20 protein-coding genes are annotated in these 16,087 nt (G+C 67.4%); 7 read left to right on the forward strand and 13 right to left on the reverse strand.

The window, feature by feature from the left end; translation table 11 throughout:
- Position 1: 1 nt before the first annotated feature.
- The gene (locus N4S67_RS24300; protein ID WP_260995589.1) at positions 2-535 is read left to right on the forward strand and encodes a hypothetical protein; all 534 of its coding nucleotides are present in this window, start codon (positions 2-4) and stop codon (positions 533-535) included.
- 3 nt (positions 536-538) lie between these two features.
- Here the strand turns inward: N4S67_RS24300 and dinB are convergent, their stop codons facing one another.
- Together dinB and N4S67_RS24310 are read right to left on the reverse strand one after the other, a co-directional pair.
- On the reverse strand, positions 539-1,756 hold the full coding sequence (gene dinB, locus N4S67_RS24305; RefSeq protein WP_260995590.1) for a DNA polymerase IV: 1,218 nt from the start codon (positions 1,754-1,756) through the stop codon (positions 539-541).
- Positions 1,757-1,786: 30 nt separating this feature from the next.
- On the reverse strand, positions 1,787-2,434 hold the full coding sequence (locus N4S67_RS24310; protein WP_260995591.1) for a TetR/AcrR family transcriptional regulator: 648 nt from the start codon (positions 2,432-2,434) through the stop codon (positions 1,787-1,789).
- A gap of 79 nt (positions 2,435-2,513) precedes the next feature.
- Here N4S67_RS24310 and N4S67_RS24315 point away from each other — a divergent pair, with 79 nt between their 5' ends.
- Complete coding sequence (locus N4S67_RS24315; protein ID WP_260995592.1) at positions 2,514-3,989, forward strand: flavin-containing monooxygenase; 1,476 nt, start codon at positions 2,514-2,516, stop codon at positions 3,987-3,989.
- Here the strand turns inward: N4S67_RS24315 and rraA are convergent.
- From rraA to N4S67_RS24345, 6 genes are all read right to left on the reverse strand, one after another.
- Positions 3,986-4,483: a ribonuclease E activity regulator RraA gene (rraA, locus tag N4S67_RS24320; protein WP_260995593.1), complete on the reverse strand. Its 498-nt coding sequence runs from the start codon at positions 4,481-4,483 to the stop codon at positions 3,986-3,988. The two genes, N4S67_RS24315 and rraA, sit on opposite strands and share 4 nt — an antisense overlap.
- 9 nt (positions 4,484-4,492) lie before the next feature.
- Positions 4,493-5,248: a MerR family transcriptional regulator gene (locus tag N4S67_RS24325; protein WP_260995594.1), complete on the reverse strand. Its 756-nt coding sequence runs from the start codon at positions 5,246-5,248 to the stop codon at positions 4,493-4,495.
- Positions 5,249-5,295: 47 nt separating this feature from the next.
- A complete protein-coding gene (locus tag N4S67_RS24330; RefSeq protein WP_260995595.1) occupies positions 5,296-5,823 on the reverse strand; it encodes a hypothetical protein in 528 nt (175 codons plus the stop codon).
- 83 nt (positions 5,824-5,906) lie between these two features.
- On the reverse strand, positions 5,907-6,824 hold the full coding sequence (locus N4S67_RS24335) for a copper resistance D family protein (RefSeq protein ID WP_260995816.1): 918 nt from the start codon (positions 6,822-6,824) through the stop codon (positions 5,907-5,909).
- Positions 6,824-7,333 carry a copper resistance CopC family protein gene (locus N4S67_RS24340; protein WP_260995596.1) on the reverse strand — a complete coding sequence of 170 codons (510 nt, stop codon included), beginning with the start codon at positions 7,331-7,333 and terminating at the stop codon, positions 6,824-6,826. Before N4S67_RS24340 ends, N4S67_RS24335 begins: the two co-directional genes overlap by 1 nt.
- 7 nt (positions 7,334-7,340) lie before the next feature.
- On the reverse strand, positions 7,341-7,997 hold the full coding sequence (locus N4S67_RS24345) for a DUF6474 family protein (RefSeq protein WP_260995597.1): 657 nt from the start codon (positions 7,995-7,997) through the stop codon (positions 7,341-7,343).
- Between the two features lie 214 nt (positions 7,998-8,211).
- Between N4S67_RS24345 and N4S67_RS24350 the strand changes: the two genes are divergently transcribed.
- From N4S67_RS24350 to N4S67_RS24360, 3 genes are all read left to right on the forward strand, one after another.
- Positions 8,212-9,309, forward strand: a complete 1,098-nt coding sequence (locus N4S67_RS24350) for a hypothetical protein (protein ID WP_260995598.1) — start codon at positions 8,212-8,214, stop codon at positions 9,307-9,309.
- A gap of 63 nt (positions 9,310-9,372) precedes the next feature.
- Positions 9,373-9,864 carry an ImmA/IrrE family metallo-endopeptidase gene (locus N4S67_RS24355; protein WP_260995599.1) on the forward strand — a complete coding sequence of 164 codons (492 nt, stop codon included), beginning with the start codon at positions 9,373-9,375 and terminating at the stop codon, positions 9,862-9,864.
- Complete coding sequence (locus N4S67_RS24360; RefSeq protein WP_260995600.1) at positions 9,861-10,997, forward strand: hypothetical protein; 1,137 nt, start codon at positions 9,861-9,863, stop codon at positions 10,995-10,997. Before N4S67_RS24355 ends, N4S67_RS24360 begins: the two co-directional genes overlap by 4 nt.
- Positions 10,998-11,070: 73 nt before the next feature.
- On the opposite strand, the gene N4S67_RS24365 is transcribed toward N4S67_RS24360, so the two are convergent.
- From N4S67_RS24365 to N4S67_RS24380, 4 genes are all read right to left on the reverse strand, one after another.
- A complete protein-coding gene (locus tag N4S67_RS24365; protein ID WP_260995817.1) occupies positions 11,071-11,469 on the reverse strand; it encodes a transcriptional regulator in 399 nt (132 codons plus the stop codon).
- 420 nt (positions 11,470-11,889) lie between these two features.
- Positions 11,890-12,621 carry a TMEM165/GDT1 family protein gene (locus N4S67_RS24370; RefSeq protein WP_260995601.1) on the reverse strand — a complete coding sequence of 244 codons (732 nt, stop codon included), beginning with the start codon at positions 12,619-12,621 and terminating at the stop codon, positions 11,890-11,892.
- Between the two features lie 266 nt (positions 12,622-12,887).
- Complete coding sequence (locus N4S67_RS24375; protein WP_260995602.1) at positions 12,888-13,421, reverse strand: peptidase; 534 nt, start codon at positions 13,419-13,421, stop codon at positions 12,888-12,890.
- 93 nt (positions 13,422-13,514) lie between these two features.
- Positions 13,515-13,796: a S26 family signal peptidase gene (locus N4S67_RS24380; RefSeq protein ID WP_260995818.1), complete on the reverse strand. Its 282-nt coding sequence runs from the start codon at positions 13,794-13,796 to the stop codon at positions 13,515-13,517.
- An 86-nt stretch (positions 13,797-13,882) separates the two neighbouring features.
- Between N4S67_RS24380 and sodN the strand changes: the two genes are divergently transcribed.
- Positions 13,883-14,305, forward strand: coding sequence for a superoxide dismutase, Ni (gene sodN, locus N4S67_RS24385; RefSeq protein WP_260995603.1), 423 nt, complete (start codon positions 13,883-13,885; stop codon positions 14,303-14,305).
- A 67-nt stretch (positions 14,306-14,372) separates the two neighbouring features.
- Here the strand turns inward: sodN and N4S67_RS24390 are convergent, their stop codons facing one another.
- Positions 14,373-14,531 (reverse strand): hypothetical protein, encoded by a 159-nt coding sequence (locus N4S67_RS24390; RefSeq protein ID WP_260995604.1) that lies wholly within the window; start codon positions 14,529-14,531, stop codon positions 14,373-14,375.
- Between the two features lie 477 nt (positions 14,532-15,008).
- Between N4S67_RS24390 and N4S67_RS24395 the strand changes: the two genes are divergently transcribed.
- On the forward strand, positions 15,009-16,082 hold the full coding sequence (locus N4S67_RS24395; protein WP_260995605.1) for a DUF4328 domain-containing protein: 1,074 nt from the start codon (positions 15,009-15,011) through the stop codon (positions 16,080-16,082).
- Positions 16,083-16,087: the final 5 nt, after the last annotated feature.

Consider the following 16,087-nt stretch of genomic DNA (forward strand, 5'->3'; position numbering starts at 1 on the left):
AGTGAACGAGTCGAAAGATGACAAGGGAGCCAACGTCGGCCAGCGTGCCGCCGATTTAGCCGCGACGGCGGCGACGACGGTGAGCCGAGTGGTACGTCGTGTCCGGGAGGCGGCCGAGGGAGCCGCGGGGATGGTTGGGCTCGGATCGTCGGAATCGTCTTCTCCGGCGGACGCCGCACCGACTGAGCTCGCGCCGTCGGCGCCGGCCCAGAAGGTCCCGGCCAAGGAGCCGGGTAAGAAGGCGGTAGCCAAGAAGGCGCCCGGCAAGAAAGCGCCTGCCAAGAAGGCACCTGCGAAGAAGGTTCCCGCGAAGAAGGCACCTGCGAAAACCGTTGCGGCGCAACCTGCGCCGGCCAAGAAGGTGCCTGCCAAGAAGGCGTCGGTCGAGGCCCCCGCCAAGCAGGGCGCCGCCAAGCAGGCGCCGGCTAAGAAGGTGCCCGCCAAGCAGGTGCCCGCTAAGAAGGTGCCCGCTAAGAAAGCGCCCCCGAAGAAGGCCGTCGCCAAGAAGGCGCAGCCGAAAAAACGCCCCACCTGAGCATCAATCGGGCAGGAGCGGCATCTCCAGGCCCGGATCGCGACCGACGAGAACACCGCGCGTCACTGCGGCGTTGCCGTAGCGCTGGCGCACCTGATCGACCGCGTCGTCGATGGCGACCGTGTCGACGGCTTCGGTGAACGGCAACTCGAGTTGCTGCGCGCCGTCGCGGTCGATATTCGAGACCGAGAAGCCGACCAGGGTCAGACCACGTTCGGCGATCAGCGGGGCGGCGGTCGCGACGAGACCGCGCGCCGCCGAGAGGATCGCCTCGGTCGAGGCGGTGGCCCGATGCATGGTGTGTGACCGCGTAACCCTGCTGAAGTCGTCGAAGCGGAGTCGCAGCACCACCGTGCGACCGGTGCGGCCCGCCTTACGCATCCGGCGGGTGATCCGGTCGATCAGGTTGACGACGACCGCGTCGACCTCCTCGGCGGACATGCTGTTCCCGCGCCGGCCCAACGCGCGCTGCGCCCCGACCGAACGTCGACGCACGCCCGTCACCACCCGGCGCCGGTCGATGTTGCGCGACAACGCAAACAGTTGACGGCCCATCGCGCCACCGACCATGGCGCTCAGCGTGGATTCGCCGAGTTCGGCGACGTCGGCGACGGTCTCGATGCCGTGCGCGTGCAGTTTCTCAGCCGTCTTGGCACCGACGCCCCAGAGGCGGCGCACGGGCAGTGGATGCAGGAACGCGAGTTCCCGGTCGGGCGGGACGAGCAGCAGGCCGTCGGGTTTGGCCTCCTGGCTGGCGACCTTGGCCAGGAATTTGGTGCGCGCGATACCGACGGTGATCGGCAACCCGACGCGCTCGCGGACCTCGGCTCGCAGCTTGGCGGCGATCTCGACAGGCGTGCCCGACACCCGCCACAGGCCGGACACATCGAGGAACGCCTCGTCGACACTGAGTGGTTCGACGACTGGGGTGGTGTCGCGGAAAACCTCGAACACCGCCTCGCTGGCCTGCGAGTAGGCCGACATCCGAGGCGGCACGACGATCGCGTGCGGGCACAGCCGTCGCGCCTCGCGGCCGCCCATCGCGGTGCGTACGCCGTAAGCCTTGGCCTCGTAACTGGCGGCGAGCACCACCCCGCCGCCGACGATGACCGGTCGCCCGCGCAGGGCGGGGTCGTCACGCTGTTCGACCGAGGCGTAGAAGGAGTCGAGGTCGGCGTGCAGGATGGTCGCTCCCGACGGGCGAGCCGAGGACACGAACATATGTTCGCATCCGGGTACGACTAGTGGCGTCTAATGCGGCGCCCGGCCGTAGATGCTCGTCACCCAGACGTGGGCCAGCGTGTCGACCAGTTGCTCCGCGGAAATCGACGGTACTTCGGCCGCGAACGCCGCGAGCATGGTGCGTTCGTTCATCAGGTTCAGCGACGTCGCCAGGTCGGCGGCCGGGATGGACTCCGGAGCGGCGCCCCGCTCGCGCTCGGCAAGGATTGACGAGGTGGTGTGGTCTATCCACTTCTGCATGAACTGCGACCAGAGTGCGCGCACCTGTGGGTTGGTGGGCCGCGCGGCGGCGCCGGCCAGCGTGACCGCCTGATGCGAACCGAAGGTGCTGAACAGGGCGTTGATCGCCTTCCAGACACCGGCCGGGTCGACCGCCGCGTCCATGCCGCCCATTGCGGCGTCGGCGTTGCGGTCGGCTTCGTTGATCACCTGTTCGACGAGCGCGAGCAGCACCGCGTCCTTCGATGGGAAGTAGAAGTAGAACGTCGGACGCGAGATGCCGGCACCCTTGGCGAGGTCGTCCACCGAGATCTCGGCCAGGCCGCGCTGCTCCAGCAGGCGCTCCGCGGTGGTGAGAATGGCCAGCTCACGCTCGTCTCCGGACGGCCGGCTGGACCGGCGGGCGCGCGCGGGGCGGGGCTGGCTGACGGCGGTCACAATTCGTTAGTCTACACAGTGTCGACTTTCTCGACACACTGTTGACGAACTCGACAGGGCGTTGATACGCTGCCGTACCATGACCGAACACCTAGACGTCGTCATCGTCGGCGCCGGCATCTCCGGCATCAGCGCGGCCTGGCATCTGCAGGACCGCTGCCCGACCAAGAGCTACGCGATCCTCGAACGCCGGGAAAACCTCGGCGGCACCTGGGACCTGTTCCAGTACCCGGGCATCCGCTCGGACTCCGACATGTTCACCCTCGGCTTCCGGTTCAAGCCGTGGACGTCGGAGAAGGCGATCGCCGACGGACCGTCGATCATGGCCTATCTCAAGGAGACGGTCGCCGAGTACGGCATCGACAAGCACATCCGATACAGCCAGCGCGTGGTCTCGGCCGACTGGTCCGACGCCGACAACCGCTGGACGGTTCGCATCGATCGCAATGGCGAGGAAACCGAGATCACCGCGTCGTTCCTGTTCGCGGCCAGCGGTTACTACAACTACGACCAGGGCTACACGCCCGAGTTCCTCGGCCGCGACGACTTCGAGGGCACGATCATCCACCCGCAGCACTGGCCGGAGGACCTCGACTATGCGGGCAAGAAGATTGTCGTGATCGGCAGCGGCGCTACCGCTGTGACTCTGATTCCCGCCCTTGCCAATTCAGGCGCAGGACATGTCACGATGTTGCAGCGCTCGCCCACGTACATCGGCGCGCTGCCCGACGTGGACCCGTTCACCGTGCAGACCAACAAGGCGCTCCCGGAGAAGCCCGCGTATGTGCTGAACCGGTGGAAGAGCATCCTGTTCCAGTCCGCCCAGTACCGGATCAGCAGGCGGTTCCCCCAGTTCATGCGCAAGCAGCTGATGACCATGGCCCAGCGCCGGCTGCCGGAAGGCTACGACGTCCAGAAGCACTTCGGCCCCAAGTACAACCCGTGGGATGAGCGGCTGTGCCTGGCGCCCAACGGCGACCTGTTCAAGACGATCAAGGCCGGCAAGGCCGACGTGGTGACCGACACCATCGACCGGTTCACCAAGACAGGGATCAGGCTCACCTCCGGTGAGGAGTTGAACGCCGACATCATCGTCACCGCAACGGGTTTGAATCTGCAGCTGTTCGGTGGGGCGGAGATACGGCGCAACGGGGAGCCCATCGAGCTCAACGACACAATGGCCTATAAGGGCATGATGCTGACTCACATGCCGAACATGGCGTTCACCATCGGCTACACCAACGCATCGTGGACTCTGAAGGCCGACCTGGTGTCCGAATTCGTCTGTCGTGTCCTGAACTACATGGACCAAAAGGGCTTCGACACCGTCGAGCCGCAGCATCCGGGCAACAGCGTCGACGAGCGTCCGCTGATGGATTTCACCCCGGGTTATGTCTTACGCGCGTTGGACTACCTGCCCAAGGCAGGACACGTCGCGCCGTGGAAGCTCAAGCAGAATTATCTGCTCGACCTGCGGCTCATCCGCCGCGGCAAGGTTGACGACGACGCGCTGAAGTTCACCAAACACCGTGTCGCGGTAGCGGCCTCGGCCTAGTCGGGTTTCGCGCGCTCAGGGCTGACGATGACGATGCCGTCGTCGTCGCTGTAGGCGAGGTGGCCGGGCACGAAGGCCACCCCGCCGAACTCGACGGTGACATCGCGCTGTCCGGCACCGGTTTTCGCACTCTTGCGAGGGTTGGTGCCCAGTGCCTTGATCCCGATGTCGAGGGTGCGCAGCATCGCGGCATCGCGCACAGCGCCGTTGATGATCAGCCCTGCCCAGCCGTTGCCGACGCCGAGGCCGGCGATGACATCGCCGACAAGGGCGCTGTGCAGCGAGCCGTTGCCGTCGATCACAAGCACACCGCTGTCGCCCGGTTCGGACAGCACCGACTTCAGCAGTGCGTTGTCCTCGAAGCACTGCACGGTGGTGATCGGCCCCGCGAACTGCGACCTGCCACCGAACTGGCGTAATTGCAGGTCGCAGCTGCGGACGTCGGGGCCGATGTCGTCGACGAGGTCAGCTGTGGGGCGCGGCGCGATGGTCACCCGTCGATGCTAGCCAGCACCCCTGGCGGCGATGATGTCGTGGACGAACTGGGTGAGCCCCGGTTCGACGTCGTCGTAGTAACGGGTGAACCGTTCGTCGGACAGGTACATCTGCGCCAGGCACAAGTGCATCTCTTCGTCGCAGTCGTAGAACCGCTCGATCGAGGCGCGGTGCCGGTCCGCGAGCTCGTTGGCCTGTGCTGAACCCGGTGTGACACCCTGGCGTTTGGCTTGCGCCAGGGCCGCGAGCAGCGCGTCGCCCTCTGCTTTGACGTCGATCCAGTCCTGCTTGGTGTAGTTCGCGACTCGCTGCTGGGACTGCTTCCACGCCTCGGTGCCACCCCACCGATCCGCGGCCTCGGTGGCGTACTCCTCGCTGAACGCGGTGGTGCCGAAGATCTCGACCTGTTCCTCTGCGGTCAGCTGGATGCCACTGCGGTGTGCATTCATCATTTCCTCCACTGCTTTGATCGTGTGCTCCAGGCGGTCGGCCTGTTCGAGCAGCAATTCGTACTGTCGGTGCAGATGCTCGAGGACGTCCGCGCCCGCGTCGTCGAGCAGCGTGCGGATGTCGTCGAGCCCCAACCCCACGGACCGGTAGACCAGCACCAGGTGCAGCCGCTCGATGTCGGCGTCGGTGTAGCCGCGGTAGCCCGCAGAGGTACGGACGCTGGGCACCACGAGCCCGATGTGGTCGTAGTGGTGCAGGGTGCGCACGGAGACCCCGGTGAGGGTGGCTACCGCGCCGACGGTCTTGGCGTCCATGTCGCCACTATCGACCCTGACGTCGCGTGAGGGTCAAGTGCATTTCGTCAGTCGTCGGAGGCGCGGCGAGCCAATAGAACCACGAGGATGGCAAGCACACCGGCCGCGATGGCCGCGGCGATGGGCAGCCGCGACGGTTCGGGCCCGATGAGTGGCACGGGCACAGGTCCGGACACCGGGTTCGGCGCGCTGGCCACCGCCGACTTCGCTTGCGCGGCGGCTTCTTTGGCGGCCGAGGTCAGGTCGGTGGCGCTGGTCTCGGCCGGCTCGGACGTGGGCGGGACCGGCGGCACCGGCGTGACCGGCGGAGTCTTCTTGGCAGCGGCTTTCTTCGCGGGCGCTTTCTTCGCGGGCGCGGCCTTCTTCGCCGCCTTGGCAGGCGCTTTCTTTGCGGGCGTCTTCTTGACGGCTTTCTTCGCCGGTTGCTTCTTCGCGGCCTTCGCCGGTTGCTCCTTCGCCGGCTCGGCGGGCGGTTCGGCCGACGGCACCATGCCGGACGCAGCGGGCGGAGTGGACTCAGCAGCCGGCGGTGTGTCCTGGGGTTCGTCGCCGGGCCGGCCCTGCTGGTCTGCCATCGGGCTGCTCCTTTGCAGTGTCTCGTCTCGCCTGCGCGGCGGGGTCATCGCCGGCACCCCATCATGCCAGGTCGGGTGTGGCGTCAGCCCGTGACGGCCAGTCCCGCGGCCAGCGCCAGCGCCACGACCATGATGGCCAGTTCGGTCCGCGACCGCGCCCGCGACACCAGGGCTGTCGCTCGGTGCGAGCGCGCCGCGGGCAGCCACATCGTCCGGTTACGCCAGCCCAGCGTCACCAACAGCGCGGTCACGGCGATCTTGGCCGAAAGTACGCGGCCATAGCCCGTGGCGTACAGATCGGCCGGCGTACCGAGCTGCGCCGCCGCACCGGCCGCGCCACCGATCACCAGTGCGAGCACGCACACCAGCGACAGCTGGGAGAAGCGCGGCAGCACCCGTGCCCACTGGCCGCGGTGCTCGACGGTCAGAACGAGACCGGCCAGCACCCCGCACCACAGCACGGCCGCCAGCGTGTGAACCGCAACCGCAAGGCCGCCGAGCGCACTGTCGGCGAAGTGGCCGGTGAGCGGTCGCGCGGCGACGCCGATCGCGATGAGTCCGGCGGCCGCGAGGTGTGTCGGTATTGACCGAGGCGCGATCAGCACCGTCGCGCAGGCGGCGGTGGCGGCGGCGACACCGACCAGCCCGGCCCGCCCGGTCGCAGTGCCCAGCGCGAACTCGACCGTCGTGGCCAGGCCGAGAGTGCCGACGGAGATCGCCCCGGCCTGGGCAGCCGCAAGCAGGAAACGGGTCAGTTCGGCGAGCAGCCAGACCGCAGTCGCGACCGCCAGCGGAGCGGCAGCGCGGTCCATTAATTCCCTACGGTGGCGTGCGGTGTCGAGCGCAGGCACCGCCGCCACACCGAGGGCGACGGCCGCTGCGCAGTCGGCGACAGCGCGCACCAGCGTCGCCGTCGGCGAGGCTTGCGGATACGCCAACGACCACGTCGCGACAGAGGCGGCCCCTACCACCGCGGCGCCGGCCGCCGCCACTCGCCACATCACGTCCGGCGGCGTACCGCCCAGAACGCGGCCGCACCCACCAGAACTACCGCGCCCACGTAGAACGGCCACACCGGGAAGCCCTCGTCGGGCGCAGCGGCCGGGGCGGCCGCCGACGGCCCCGGGGTCCCTGTGCTCGGCACCGTCAGCCGGAACGACCATGAGCCCGAGACGACATGGCCGTCGGCCGATGTGGCGCGGTAGTTCACGGTGTAGGTGCCCGACGGCCCGAGCGGGCGGACGCCGACGCTGATGACGGTGTCCTGAACCCGGGGGTCGCCGGTCGACCACAGATTGCCGTCCGGTCCGACCACGGTCATCGCCGCGAACTGGGCCTGCAGAGGCTCGTTGAAGGTGGCGCTGACGCGAGCCGGTGACTGAGTGAGTTCGGCGTTCTCGACGGGGTCGCTGGCGACGCGAGTGGCATGTGCCGCCGCCACGCCTGCGGTCGCCGATGATCCGCCCGCCATCGCCAGCGTCAGAACCAGCACGGCGACAACGGCTTTCATGACATCCTCAGACCAGGCCGAGCCGGGCCAGCAGGTCGGCATCGATGCCGTCGAGTTGTTCGGCGATCGCGGCGTGCGCGGATCGGCGTCGCGGCACCGGCATGTTCTCGGCCGCAGTCACGGCGGCCGACAGGTCGCTGAGCCGCTCGGTCATCGCGGCGACGAACTGCTTGGTCTCGGCGTCCTTTGGCTTCTTCTCGGCGACCAGACGCAGCGAATGTTCGGCTCCGGCAATGCGTGCCGATAGCTGCGCGCCATGCCCGGAGAACTGTCCGAGCTGGGTGAGTGGGACGCCCAACCGGTCCGCGCGACGCTCGTCGACGAAACCGCGGGCGGCGATAGAAACGCGGTAGATGACGGGCACCGCGATCGGCGCCAGCAGCCGAATGACGGTCAGCATCCGCCGAATTCGCCCGGGGGCGAACAACTTGCCTTCGCGTGCCGCCTTCAGCTGGGTCTCGGCGACTTTGAGGGCGGCCCGGTCGCTGTCGCGCTGCGCCCGCAGCTGCGCCTTGAGCGCATTGGTCTCCGCCTTGTGGGCCGCCTTGATGCGGCGGGCCTCGTTCTTGGCGGACAGCCTGGCCTCGAGTTTGGCCTTGGCCTTGATCGCGCGAGCCTCGGCCCGGCGGGTGGCGCGGGTTTTGCGCTTCTTGAACAGGCTCATCCCCGGCTGCCTCCCGGTCGGTATTCGGCTTGTGCGGACATGGCCGCGGTGCAGCCCAACATTAGCGTCCGGGGCAGCGGCGGTGCCGGGGCGTACCGCCGCATGCTTGTTTGTTCCGGCAGCAAATCGTCGAGCCCGGTTATGCGACAATCGTCTGATCCGTAGAACGCGGTTGGGCGATGCGCTGAGGGGGTGTGTCGGGTTGGGTTCGCGTGTGCGTATCGCCGCGGCGGCCTGCCTCGTCGCCTCTGGGCTGATGATCGGTGGTGTCGGCGGCGCCCTGGCATTCGCCGACCCCGTGCTGCAGCCCGCCGACAACGGTGCCAAACCCAATGATTCGCACGACGACGGCGACCGCGAGGCCCCGAAGACCGGCGACGGTGAAGTCGGCGGCAAGACCGGTCCGCCGAAGGACGAACAGTCGGGCCGCGACGACGAGCCGGACGAGAAGCCGGTCGGAGACAAGGACGACGGCAAGCCGGCCGGGAACAGCGACGGGACGCCCGGCGACGGCAAGCCGGACGTCGAACCCGATGAGCAGGGCGATGATTCGCCAGGCAGCAGCGTGGTTGTCGACGACGGCGAGGAACCGACTGCCGAACCGACCCCCACCGAACGACCCTCCGCCGTGCCTGAACCCGAAGTCCGCGCAGAGGAAGAGGTCCGCGTCTGCGAGAACGGCGACGACGAATGCGGCGCGCCTCGGCCGCCGTGGTGGCCGTGGCCGCTGCCGTGGGACCCGAACTGGGATCCCGGGCCGGGCGAGCCGCCGGGACCCGGCGGTGGTAGCGGCGGGGGTGCCGGACCTCCGGCGAGTCGTCCCGACATTCCGCCGGGTATGCAGGTGCCGCCGCACGTCGGCGTCGACCCCCTCGATCCCGGGGTCGTCAGCGCGGTACCCGGACTCGGTGTCGCGGCGGCCGCGCTGCCGCTGGCACCGATCACGCTGCCGGTGGTCGTGGCCCCGCCGCTCGCCATCGGGGCAGGAGCAGCCGGTGCCGGGGCGCCCGCGGCACCAGCGCCACGGGTGTCGCCCCCGCAAGCGCCCCGCGGAGCGGCGGCCGAACCTCCGGCAGGCAGGCAGCCCCCGCCGGCAGGCATCGGCAGCAACACGACCGCGCCTCCGCCGTCGTATCGAGCCGGGTACACCGATTATTTGCGGAGCGCCGGGATGTCGCAGGTCGTGGCCATGGCCGCGCCCGGCGTCGCAGGCATGCTCGCACTGACCGCTGCGGGTGGGCTGCTTGGTTACCGTCAGGCCAAAGCCGGCCGTGCCGTACGGACCGGAGGGACAGCAAGATTCATCAACTAGCCCGAACTTCCTGCCCGGGCGGGGCGGGGAAGCGCATAGTGGATTCGTCGGAAGGGGGATCGTATGCCTGCTAGCCGCCGCGTCACGCGCGCCGTCAGTGCGGTGCTTGACCTTGCCCCGAGGCGGGGCGAGGTTTCGCTCACCCGTCTCCTCGACGCCGTCAGCGAGGATCGGGACCGCCCGATCGAGCTGAAGATGGCCGAACTGCCCTTCGGGGTGTGCGGCCAGTGGCGTCAGTACGCCGATCGGGACGTGTTCCTGATCCAGAAGGGACTGCCCGCCTGGGACCGCACCTTGGCTCACGAACTCGGGCATCTGGTCCTCGGTCACGAGGGCATTCCGGTCGTCCAGGCGGCCCGCGAGAACACCGAGATGGCCAGCTCCGACCTGATCGGCTACATGCTCAACCAACGAACCGGCTGCATGGGACCCAGCGGTGAGGAGGCTGAGCAGGAGGCCGAGGATTTCGCGGCGCTGTTGCTGTACCGGCTCGGGCGGCTGCCGTCCGACCGCTCATCGATCGTTCAGGTCCGGCTCGGAGAGGCATTTGGTTGATCGTCTGGGTGATCGCCGGTCTCCTCGGATTGGCCACCGGCCTGCGCATCGGGTGGGCACTGGTCAACAAGCAGTCCTTGGTCAGCACGGCGATGATCCTCGCGTTGGGCAGCCTCGGACTCGTCGCGGCATTGAACTGGCCGCCGCTGACCCTGCTGATCGACACAACTCTGCATTGGCCCAACATCTCGATGGGGCTGACGCAGTTAGCGCTGATCGCATGCGCCGCGGGCAGTTGCGTCATGATCACGACCGTCTCGTCGGACCGTAAACCGGCCACCATCCGCAAGATCGCGTTGGCTCAGTACGGCGTTGCCGGCGTCATCGCCATCGTGAGTTTCGCGTCGTTCTTCGCTGCCGGCCAGCAACCGGAAATGGCACCGGAGGAGTACCTGCGGGCCACCCTCAGCTCCGAGGGCAACTCGCTGCCGTGGCTGCTGCCCCTTCTCTACGTACTGCTCGCGCTGACGCTGGTGTCGTGGGCCGGCATGCGGTACTCGAACCGCAGCCGCCGTGGCCGGGCGTTGTTCGTCTTCACCATCGGCATCGTGCTGATCGTGCTGGCGTCCGGATTCTTCCTGCTCCGCGCCATCTGGACCGCCGGTCCGGTGGGCGTCGGTGCGGCCGCCACCCTGCTCGGGTGCGCGATGCTGGTGGTGGCCGCGGGCTCACTGCTCCCGAGCGTCGAGGACTGGTTCGGCGCACGGCGGGAGTTGCGCATCATCTCGCCGATCCTCAAAGAGCTGGGCCGTCGGCATCCCGACATCGGCATCGGGGTCCGTCCCCGCGGACCGCTGGTGTTCCGCGTGGCTGAACGGATGTCGTTGATCTCAGACGCGCTGTTCCTGGAAGCTACCGCAGCCGACAGCACCCGCAGGCTGCGCGTCGACACCAGCGGATCTCTGCCCGCGCGTGACGACGAGGACGACGACTCAGACCTCGAGGTGCCCGCGGTGTCACCCACCGCCCAAGCCCGTGCGATCGCCGAGTGGATTTACGCAGGCCGCGAAGGCGCGGCCGAGGACAAACACGCAGACTTTCCCGGACTCGGCTGGCTGCGTCAGCCGGCCGAGTATTCCGACCGCGAATGGATCCTCGAGATCTCGCGCGGATACCGCCAGCTCGCCCGTTGAGGTCTCGCTTCCACCCAGCTGGAGACCGAGGCTGGGTGACTTCGCCGACCGCCGCGTTGCGGCGCCCGGTGGGCTAATCGTCCAGGTGTTCCCGGCGACGGAGCTCGTCGACCTTCTGCACGAGGTCCTGCTGCGCCTCGACCGACAGGCCGACCGTGCGCGCCGCAATACGACGTACGCCCTCGTCCCGCATTCCGGCGAGCCAGGTCAGTTCCTTGTCGAGCTTCTCGTAGTACTCGTCGTCGGTGAAGTACGCCGGCTTGATGCGGAAGAAGTTGGCAAGGGCCGCCATGGTGGCTGCCGACGGGTTGGTGCGGTTGCCTGAGCGGAGCTGAGACAGGTAGGGAGCCGACATCGTGATGCCTTCAGACTTGAGGGCGGCGATCACTTCAGCCGAGGTGTGCGGGCCGCGACCGGGGGGATAAACCGTATCGAACAGCCGGTTTAGACGGGCGGCGAACGTCGTGCTCATCGATTTGACCTCCACATGCGTAGACGAGCGGACCAGTAGGCGGCGTATTTGCTGATCATCGTAGCGAGTGTTGTGCAAACAACCAAGTGCAAACCGCGGAAAAGTTAACCCGCCTTTTTGTTCAAGTGTGCCGACGGCCCGGCTGACGGAATATTCCGGGTGGCCCGGCGCCCCCACCATATAGTGCGGGTAAGCAAATAATAACGCCTGCGTCGAGCGGGTTTTGCCGAGACGTTCTTCGCCATTGTCACAGGAATCGCGACGTTTCCCACGGGCAACGCTGATCACCCCCGCCGCATCGGATTCATGCGTTTGCTCTGACACCCGCCAATGGCAGGACGCTGCCCGCTGTGAGGTTACTCACCGGCGTGTGACCTGGTTCGCGGTGGCTTTGGACATACCGTCTCGTACGGACAGGGATCAGTAGCCAGGCGAACGATCTATTGACCGAGCCGACGATTCGAGCGGCGATTCCTGTGTGTCGACGTCCACCGCCGCCCGTCTACGCCGCCTCGCCGAGCCGACCGCGGCAACTGCGGCGGCCAGTGCCACCGACCCGGTCACCGCGAGCGCGACCCACCGCAGGCCCAGTGCGCTGTCGAAGAGCAGCCACAGCCCGAACAGCAGGAACAACAGGCTGGCCAGACTGTGCAGGAAACGCTCTGGCAGCCGCTTGTGCAACAGCACGCCCGCGGCGATGGCCGCTCCGTCGGCGAGCACCATGCCCGCGGTGGCGCCGATCCATACCCCGGCCCAGTGATGGTCGCTGGCAAGGGTGACGGTCGCGAGCATGGTCTTGTCGCCGAGTTCGGCCAGCAAGAACGACGAAATGATGGCGAGGACGACGAAGCGGGGCTCGGCGACGCGGACGTCCTCCTCGCCGCCGGAGCGGCCTTCCCGCCAGGTCCACACCGCGAACAACAGGAACGCAACGGCGCCGGCGAAGGCGATGGGGCGGTCAGGCAGCGTCAGGCCAAGGAAGTGTCCGATGGCCACCGACAGCCCATGCACCAGCATGGCCGCGACTCCGACCCCCGACAGCACGACCCACCACCGATGACGCAGGGCATAGGTCATGGTGATCAGCTGTGACTTGTCGCCCAGTTCGGCGACGAAGACCACAGCGAGGCTGATCAATATGGCGCTGAGCACGGACACGACCTTTCGACACGTTGCCGACGGCTCGACTTGCTCGCCACCGCCAGACTTCGGTCGAAGGTCTCGCCCACCGCGGTGCGGTTCGCCTGCCGGGCTAGCGCATGAGCGCCGCCAGTATGTCGACATGACGATTGGGGGCTACTCCCCTTCGCTGACTCCCACGAGGTTAGCGCCGTCGCTACGGGTGCGCCAGTCGGCCAAGCGATTTCGGGCACCCGAATCCATCTTTCCGGGGACCGGATCAGACTGTTCGAAAACCCTTATGCGGCAAGGAGCATGGCGAGGATGGCGGTGTCGGGATGGCTGATCGGGTCGACGCCCACCCGGCTCACCATCGAGGTGACCGTGCCGTCGGCCTCGGCCTCGACCCATGCCGCCCGGTGCTCCAGGCCCAGATGCGGCAGGCCGGGCAAGAGCACGCAGCCTGACGCGGCGCCGTTGCACTCCGGTAGGGACGGCGTGGTCTCCGAGGGCGGGTGCAGCATCAGTAGTGCCGGCGGTTGATGCTCTGCGAAAAATCCTGGCGGCACGGCGGATTCCCCGACCACCGTGCCCTCGGCGACCACAAGGCCGACGGTGTTGGGCGCGGGCTCGTCGGGCAGCTCTTCACGGGCACCGAATATCGTTGTGGTGGAGAGCAATCCGGGTAGGGAAGCCACTCGGACGGCAACCATCAACAACTGCGCCCACTCTTTGGTCGAATCCGGCCAGCGGCCGGAGATCACGAAACCCTTGAGCGAGCCACGAGAATGAAACGGGGCGATCTCAATCGCCTTACCCGACTCCATCTCCATATCGCCTCCGCGCCATCGCCGTTCCGACACGCCTGTGGGTCGATGCGATCAGAATGCGCGACATATCGGCTGGCACGCAAGTGGACACGAGTGCTAGCGGCGAAATTTCGCTCGGCGGACCCGCCAGATGACGCGATACGACCCAGCGGCCGATACCCAGCCGAACTCGTGGCTGTCGGCGGCGCCGGGCGCACGCGGGTTGTCCGACCGTGCTTCGAATATCGCGCCGCGCTCGGAGGAGTAGACGTCGCCGACGCGTTTGACGAGCCAGCGCGACGACCGCCGCGGATCACGAAACACTCGCAACTGGCCGCGTCGCGGCGTTCCGCCACGCACGGTCACCAGTCCGTCACCGGGTCCGAGCGCCGGGCGCATCGACTCGTCGACGACCCGGAACGTCCGGAGTCGACAGTGCCGTGGTGGATGGTTTCTCGACACCCTCGAAGGGTAGGTTTGAACGCATGCTGCATCGACTTTTCGCCAACTCCACTGAAGCCCATGCCCACTGCGACCTGTACTGCGGCGTCTACGACCCCGCGCAGGCCAAGATCGAGGCGCTGTCGTGCCTCAAGACCATTCAGAAGTATCACGACTCCGATGACGACCACTTCAAGGCTCGCGCGATCATCATCAAGGAGCGGCAGGCCGAAGAGGTCAAGCATCACCTGATGGTGCTGTGGGCCGACTTCTTCACCAAGGACCACTTCGAGCAGTTCCCGAATCTGCACCAGCTGTTCTGGGACGGCGTGCACGGCGCCGGTGACGTGAAGAAGTCGCTCGACGCCTCGGTCGCCGAGAAGCTGCTCAAGACCATCGACGAGATCTCCGACATCTTCTGGCAGACGGACAAGGGCAAGCAGATGGGCGTCTATCCGCCCGCGTGAACATCACCGGTCAACAACGCAAGGCGGCCTGCTCGAGAAATCGAGCAGGCCGTTTTTCGTAGGAGCGCTAGAACCAGACGATCAGGGCCAGGACAGCGAGCAGCACGATCGCGATCACGCCGGCGCGCAGACAAGCCATCAATTGGGCACGCGTGTACACCGGAGCCGACGAATGCCATTCAGACGGCGGCACAGCGGACCCCCGCCCCATCGGATGCGCCGCCATCACACACTCCTGACCTGCACGATTGATAGCCTCCCCCAGTGAGATCTGTCACAAACGCGGTTGTGACGGTGATCATAGCCGGTCGTTGCCCGGCGGGAAAAATCGGGCACAGAACAGCCGGACGACGGCTGCTCGGGGCCGGTGCGGGTGTCGGGGGCGGTTCCGAAGAACTTAGCTGGCCGAGGTATTTAGCCGGCGTTCACCCGACCCTGTTGATCGTCGGCCCCAGCGGGCATGCAGGTTATCCACAGACACCCGTCAAGTCTGAACGGATTCAGCGGCTCAGCCGCGGTCCGGGCTGAATCGCTGCCTGTGGATAGACCTGTGGAAACTGTGGATAGCCACGCATTGCTGGCCTTGGCTGTGATAACGCGCCGGTGGGCCGCCGCTAGGCTGGGCGGATGATCCCGCGTAAGCGAGGAGCGATGATTGTGCGCACGCGAGGAGCGAGATGATTGTGCGCACGCGAGGAGCGAGATGATTCAGGTCTGTTCCGCGTGTGGAACGCGTTGGAACGTGCGCGACCGGCGGCGCGCCTGGTGCCCGCGGTGCAACGGCACGCTGCTGGCCCCGTCCACACCCGACACGGGTGGCGACTGGACCGGCGGAACGGCCCCAAGTCAAACCCAACAGGCAAATCCGACCACTGAGCGAGGGTTGGGAACCCCGCCGTCGGCTCGTCTGCTGCCCCCGGGCTATCGCTGGATCGCGGTGCGGCCAGGGGCGCCCCCGCCGCGGCGGGGGACCCCCAGGCCTCTGGGCCCCACCCCGCGGTACTCGGTCATTCCGCGCTGGGGGCTTATCGACCACTTCGACACGGTCGGCCAGCAGCGGGAGGTCCCGCGGTCGGGCCCGTCGCCCGCCATGGTCCGCACCACCCTCATCGCGACTATGGCGATACTGGGCGCGGCCGCGCTGATCCACCTGGTGCGCTACGGGCTGCTGATCCTCAACCGGACGGTGCTGTTGAACCCGTGGGTGGCCGGTGCTGCCACATGGCTGGGAATCGCGGTCAGTGTGGTCGCCGTGTTCATGGTGGTCGCCAGCGCAGTGGTGTTGACGAACTGGTTGATCGCCAGGCGAGCGGCGGCATTCGCGTACCGCGGGCATGAGGATTCGCGGCCGGTATGGGTGTTGCGCTGGGGCTCGCTGGTGCCGCTGGTCAACCTGTTGTGGGCGCCCACGTTCGTGATCGAGTTAGCCGGCGTCGAGGACCGGCTCAGCTGGCTGCGCAGGCCCATCACGGTGTGGTGGTTGCTCTGGGTCCTCAGCACGGTGGTGTCGATCTTCGCCTTCGCCACCAGCTTCGCGACAGACGCGCAGGGAATCGCCGACAACACCGTGACCACCATCATCGCTTACCTGCTGGCGCTCGCGGCTCTCCTACTGACGTTGCGGGTTTTCCGCGGCTTCGAGCGCCAACCGGTCGAGCGGCGCACCAAGCGGTGGGTCATGGTTCCCGTCGACGCCGACGGCAACGCCCATTCGCGCACCGAAGCCACTCCGGACACCGCTGCAGTTGAGTCCGAAGGGCAGAACCCGGCAGCATAGGCCTC

It is taken from the genome of Mycobacterium deserti, assembly GCF_025345615.1.
Classification (GTDB): domain Bacteria; phylum Actinomycetota; class Actinomycetes; order Mycobacteriales; family Mycobacteriaceae; genus Mycobacterium; species Mycobacterium deserti.

What these genes read in the sequence shown, in the direction of transcription:
- dinB (WP_260995590.1), bottom strand. Translation starts at nt 1,756, where the DNA reads ATGTTCGTGTCCTCGGCTCGCCCGTCGGGAGCGACCATCCTGCACGCC.
- N4S67_RS24315 (WP_260995592.1), top strand. Translation starts at nt 2,514, where the DNA reads ATGACCGAACACCTAGACGTCGTCATCGTCGGCGCCGGCATCTCCGGC.
- N4S67_RS24325 (WP_260995594.1), bottom strand. Translation starts at nt 5,248, where the DNA reads ATGGACGCCAAGACCGTCGGCGCGGTAGCCACCCTCACCGGGGTCTCC.
- N4S67_RS24330 (WP_260995595.1), bottom strand. Translation starts at nt 5,823, where the DNA reads ATGGCAGACCAGCAGGGCCGGCCCGGCGACGAACCCCAGGACACACCG.
- N4S67_RS24335 (WP_260995816.1), bottom strand. Translation starts at nt 6,824, where the DNA reads ATGTGGCGAGTGGCGGCGGCCGGCGCCGCGGTGGTAGGGGCCGCCTCT.
- N4S67_RS24340 (WP_260995596.1), bottom strand. Translation starts at nt 7,333, where the DNA reads ATGAAAGCCGTTGTCGCCGTGCTGGTTCTGACGCTGGCGATGGCGGGC.
- N4S67_RS24345 (WP_260995597.1), bottom strand. Translation starts at nt 7,997, where the DNA reads ATGAGCCTGTTCAAGAAGCGCAAAACCCGCGCCACCCGCCGGGCCGAG.
- N4S67_RS24355 (WP_260995599.1), top strand. Translation starts at nt 9,373, where the DNA reads ATGCCTGCTAGCCGCCGCGTCACGCGCGCCGTCAGTGCGGTGCTTGAC.
- N4S67_RS24365 (WP_260995817.1), bottom strand. Translation starts at nt 11,469, where the DNA reads ATGAGCACGACGTTCGCCGCCCGTCTAAACCGGCTGTTCGATACGGTT.
- N4S67_RS24375 (WP_260995602.1), bottom strand. Translation starts at nt 13,421, where the DNA reads ATGGAGATGGAGTCGGGTAAGGCGATTGAGATCGCCCCGTTTCATTCT.
- N4S67_RS24380 (WP_260995818.1), bottom strand. Translation starts at nt 13,796, where the DNA reads ATGCGCCCGGCGCTCGGACCCGGTGACGGACTGGTGACCGTGCGTGGC.
- sodN (WP_260995603.1), top strand. Translation starts at nt 13,883, where the DNA reads ATGCTGCATCGACTTTTCGCCAACTCCACTGAAGCCCATGCCCACTGC.
- N4S67_RS24390 (WP_260995604.1), bottom strand. Translation starts at nt 14,531, where the DNA reads ATGGCGGCGCATCCGATGGGGCGGGGGTCCGCTGTGCCGCCGTCTGAA.
- N4S67_RS24395 (WP_260995605.1), top strand. Translation starts at nt 15,009, where the DNA reads ATGATTCAGGTCTGTTCCGCGTGTGGAACGCGTTGGAACGTGCGCGAC.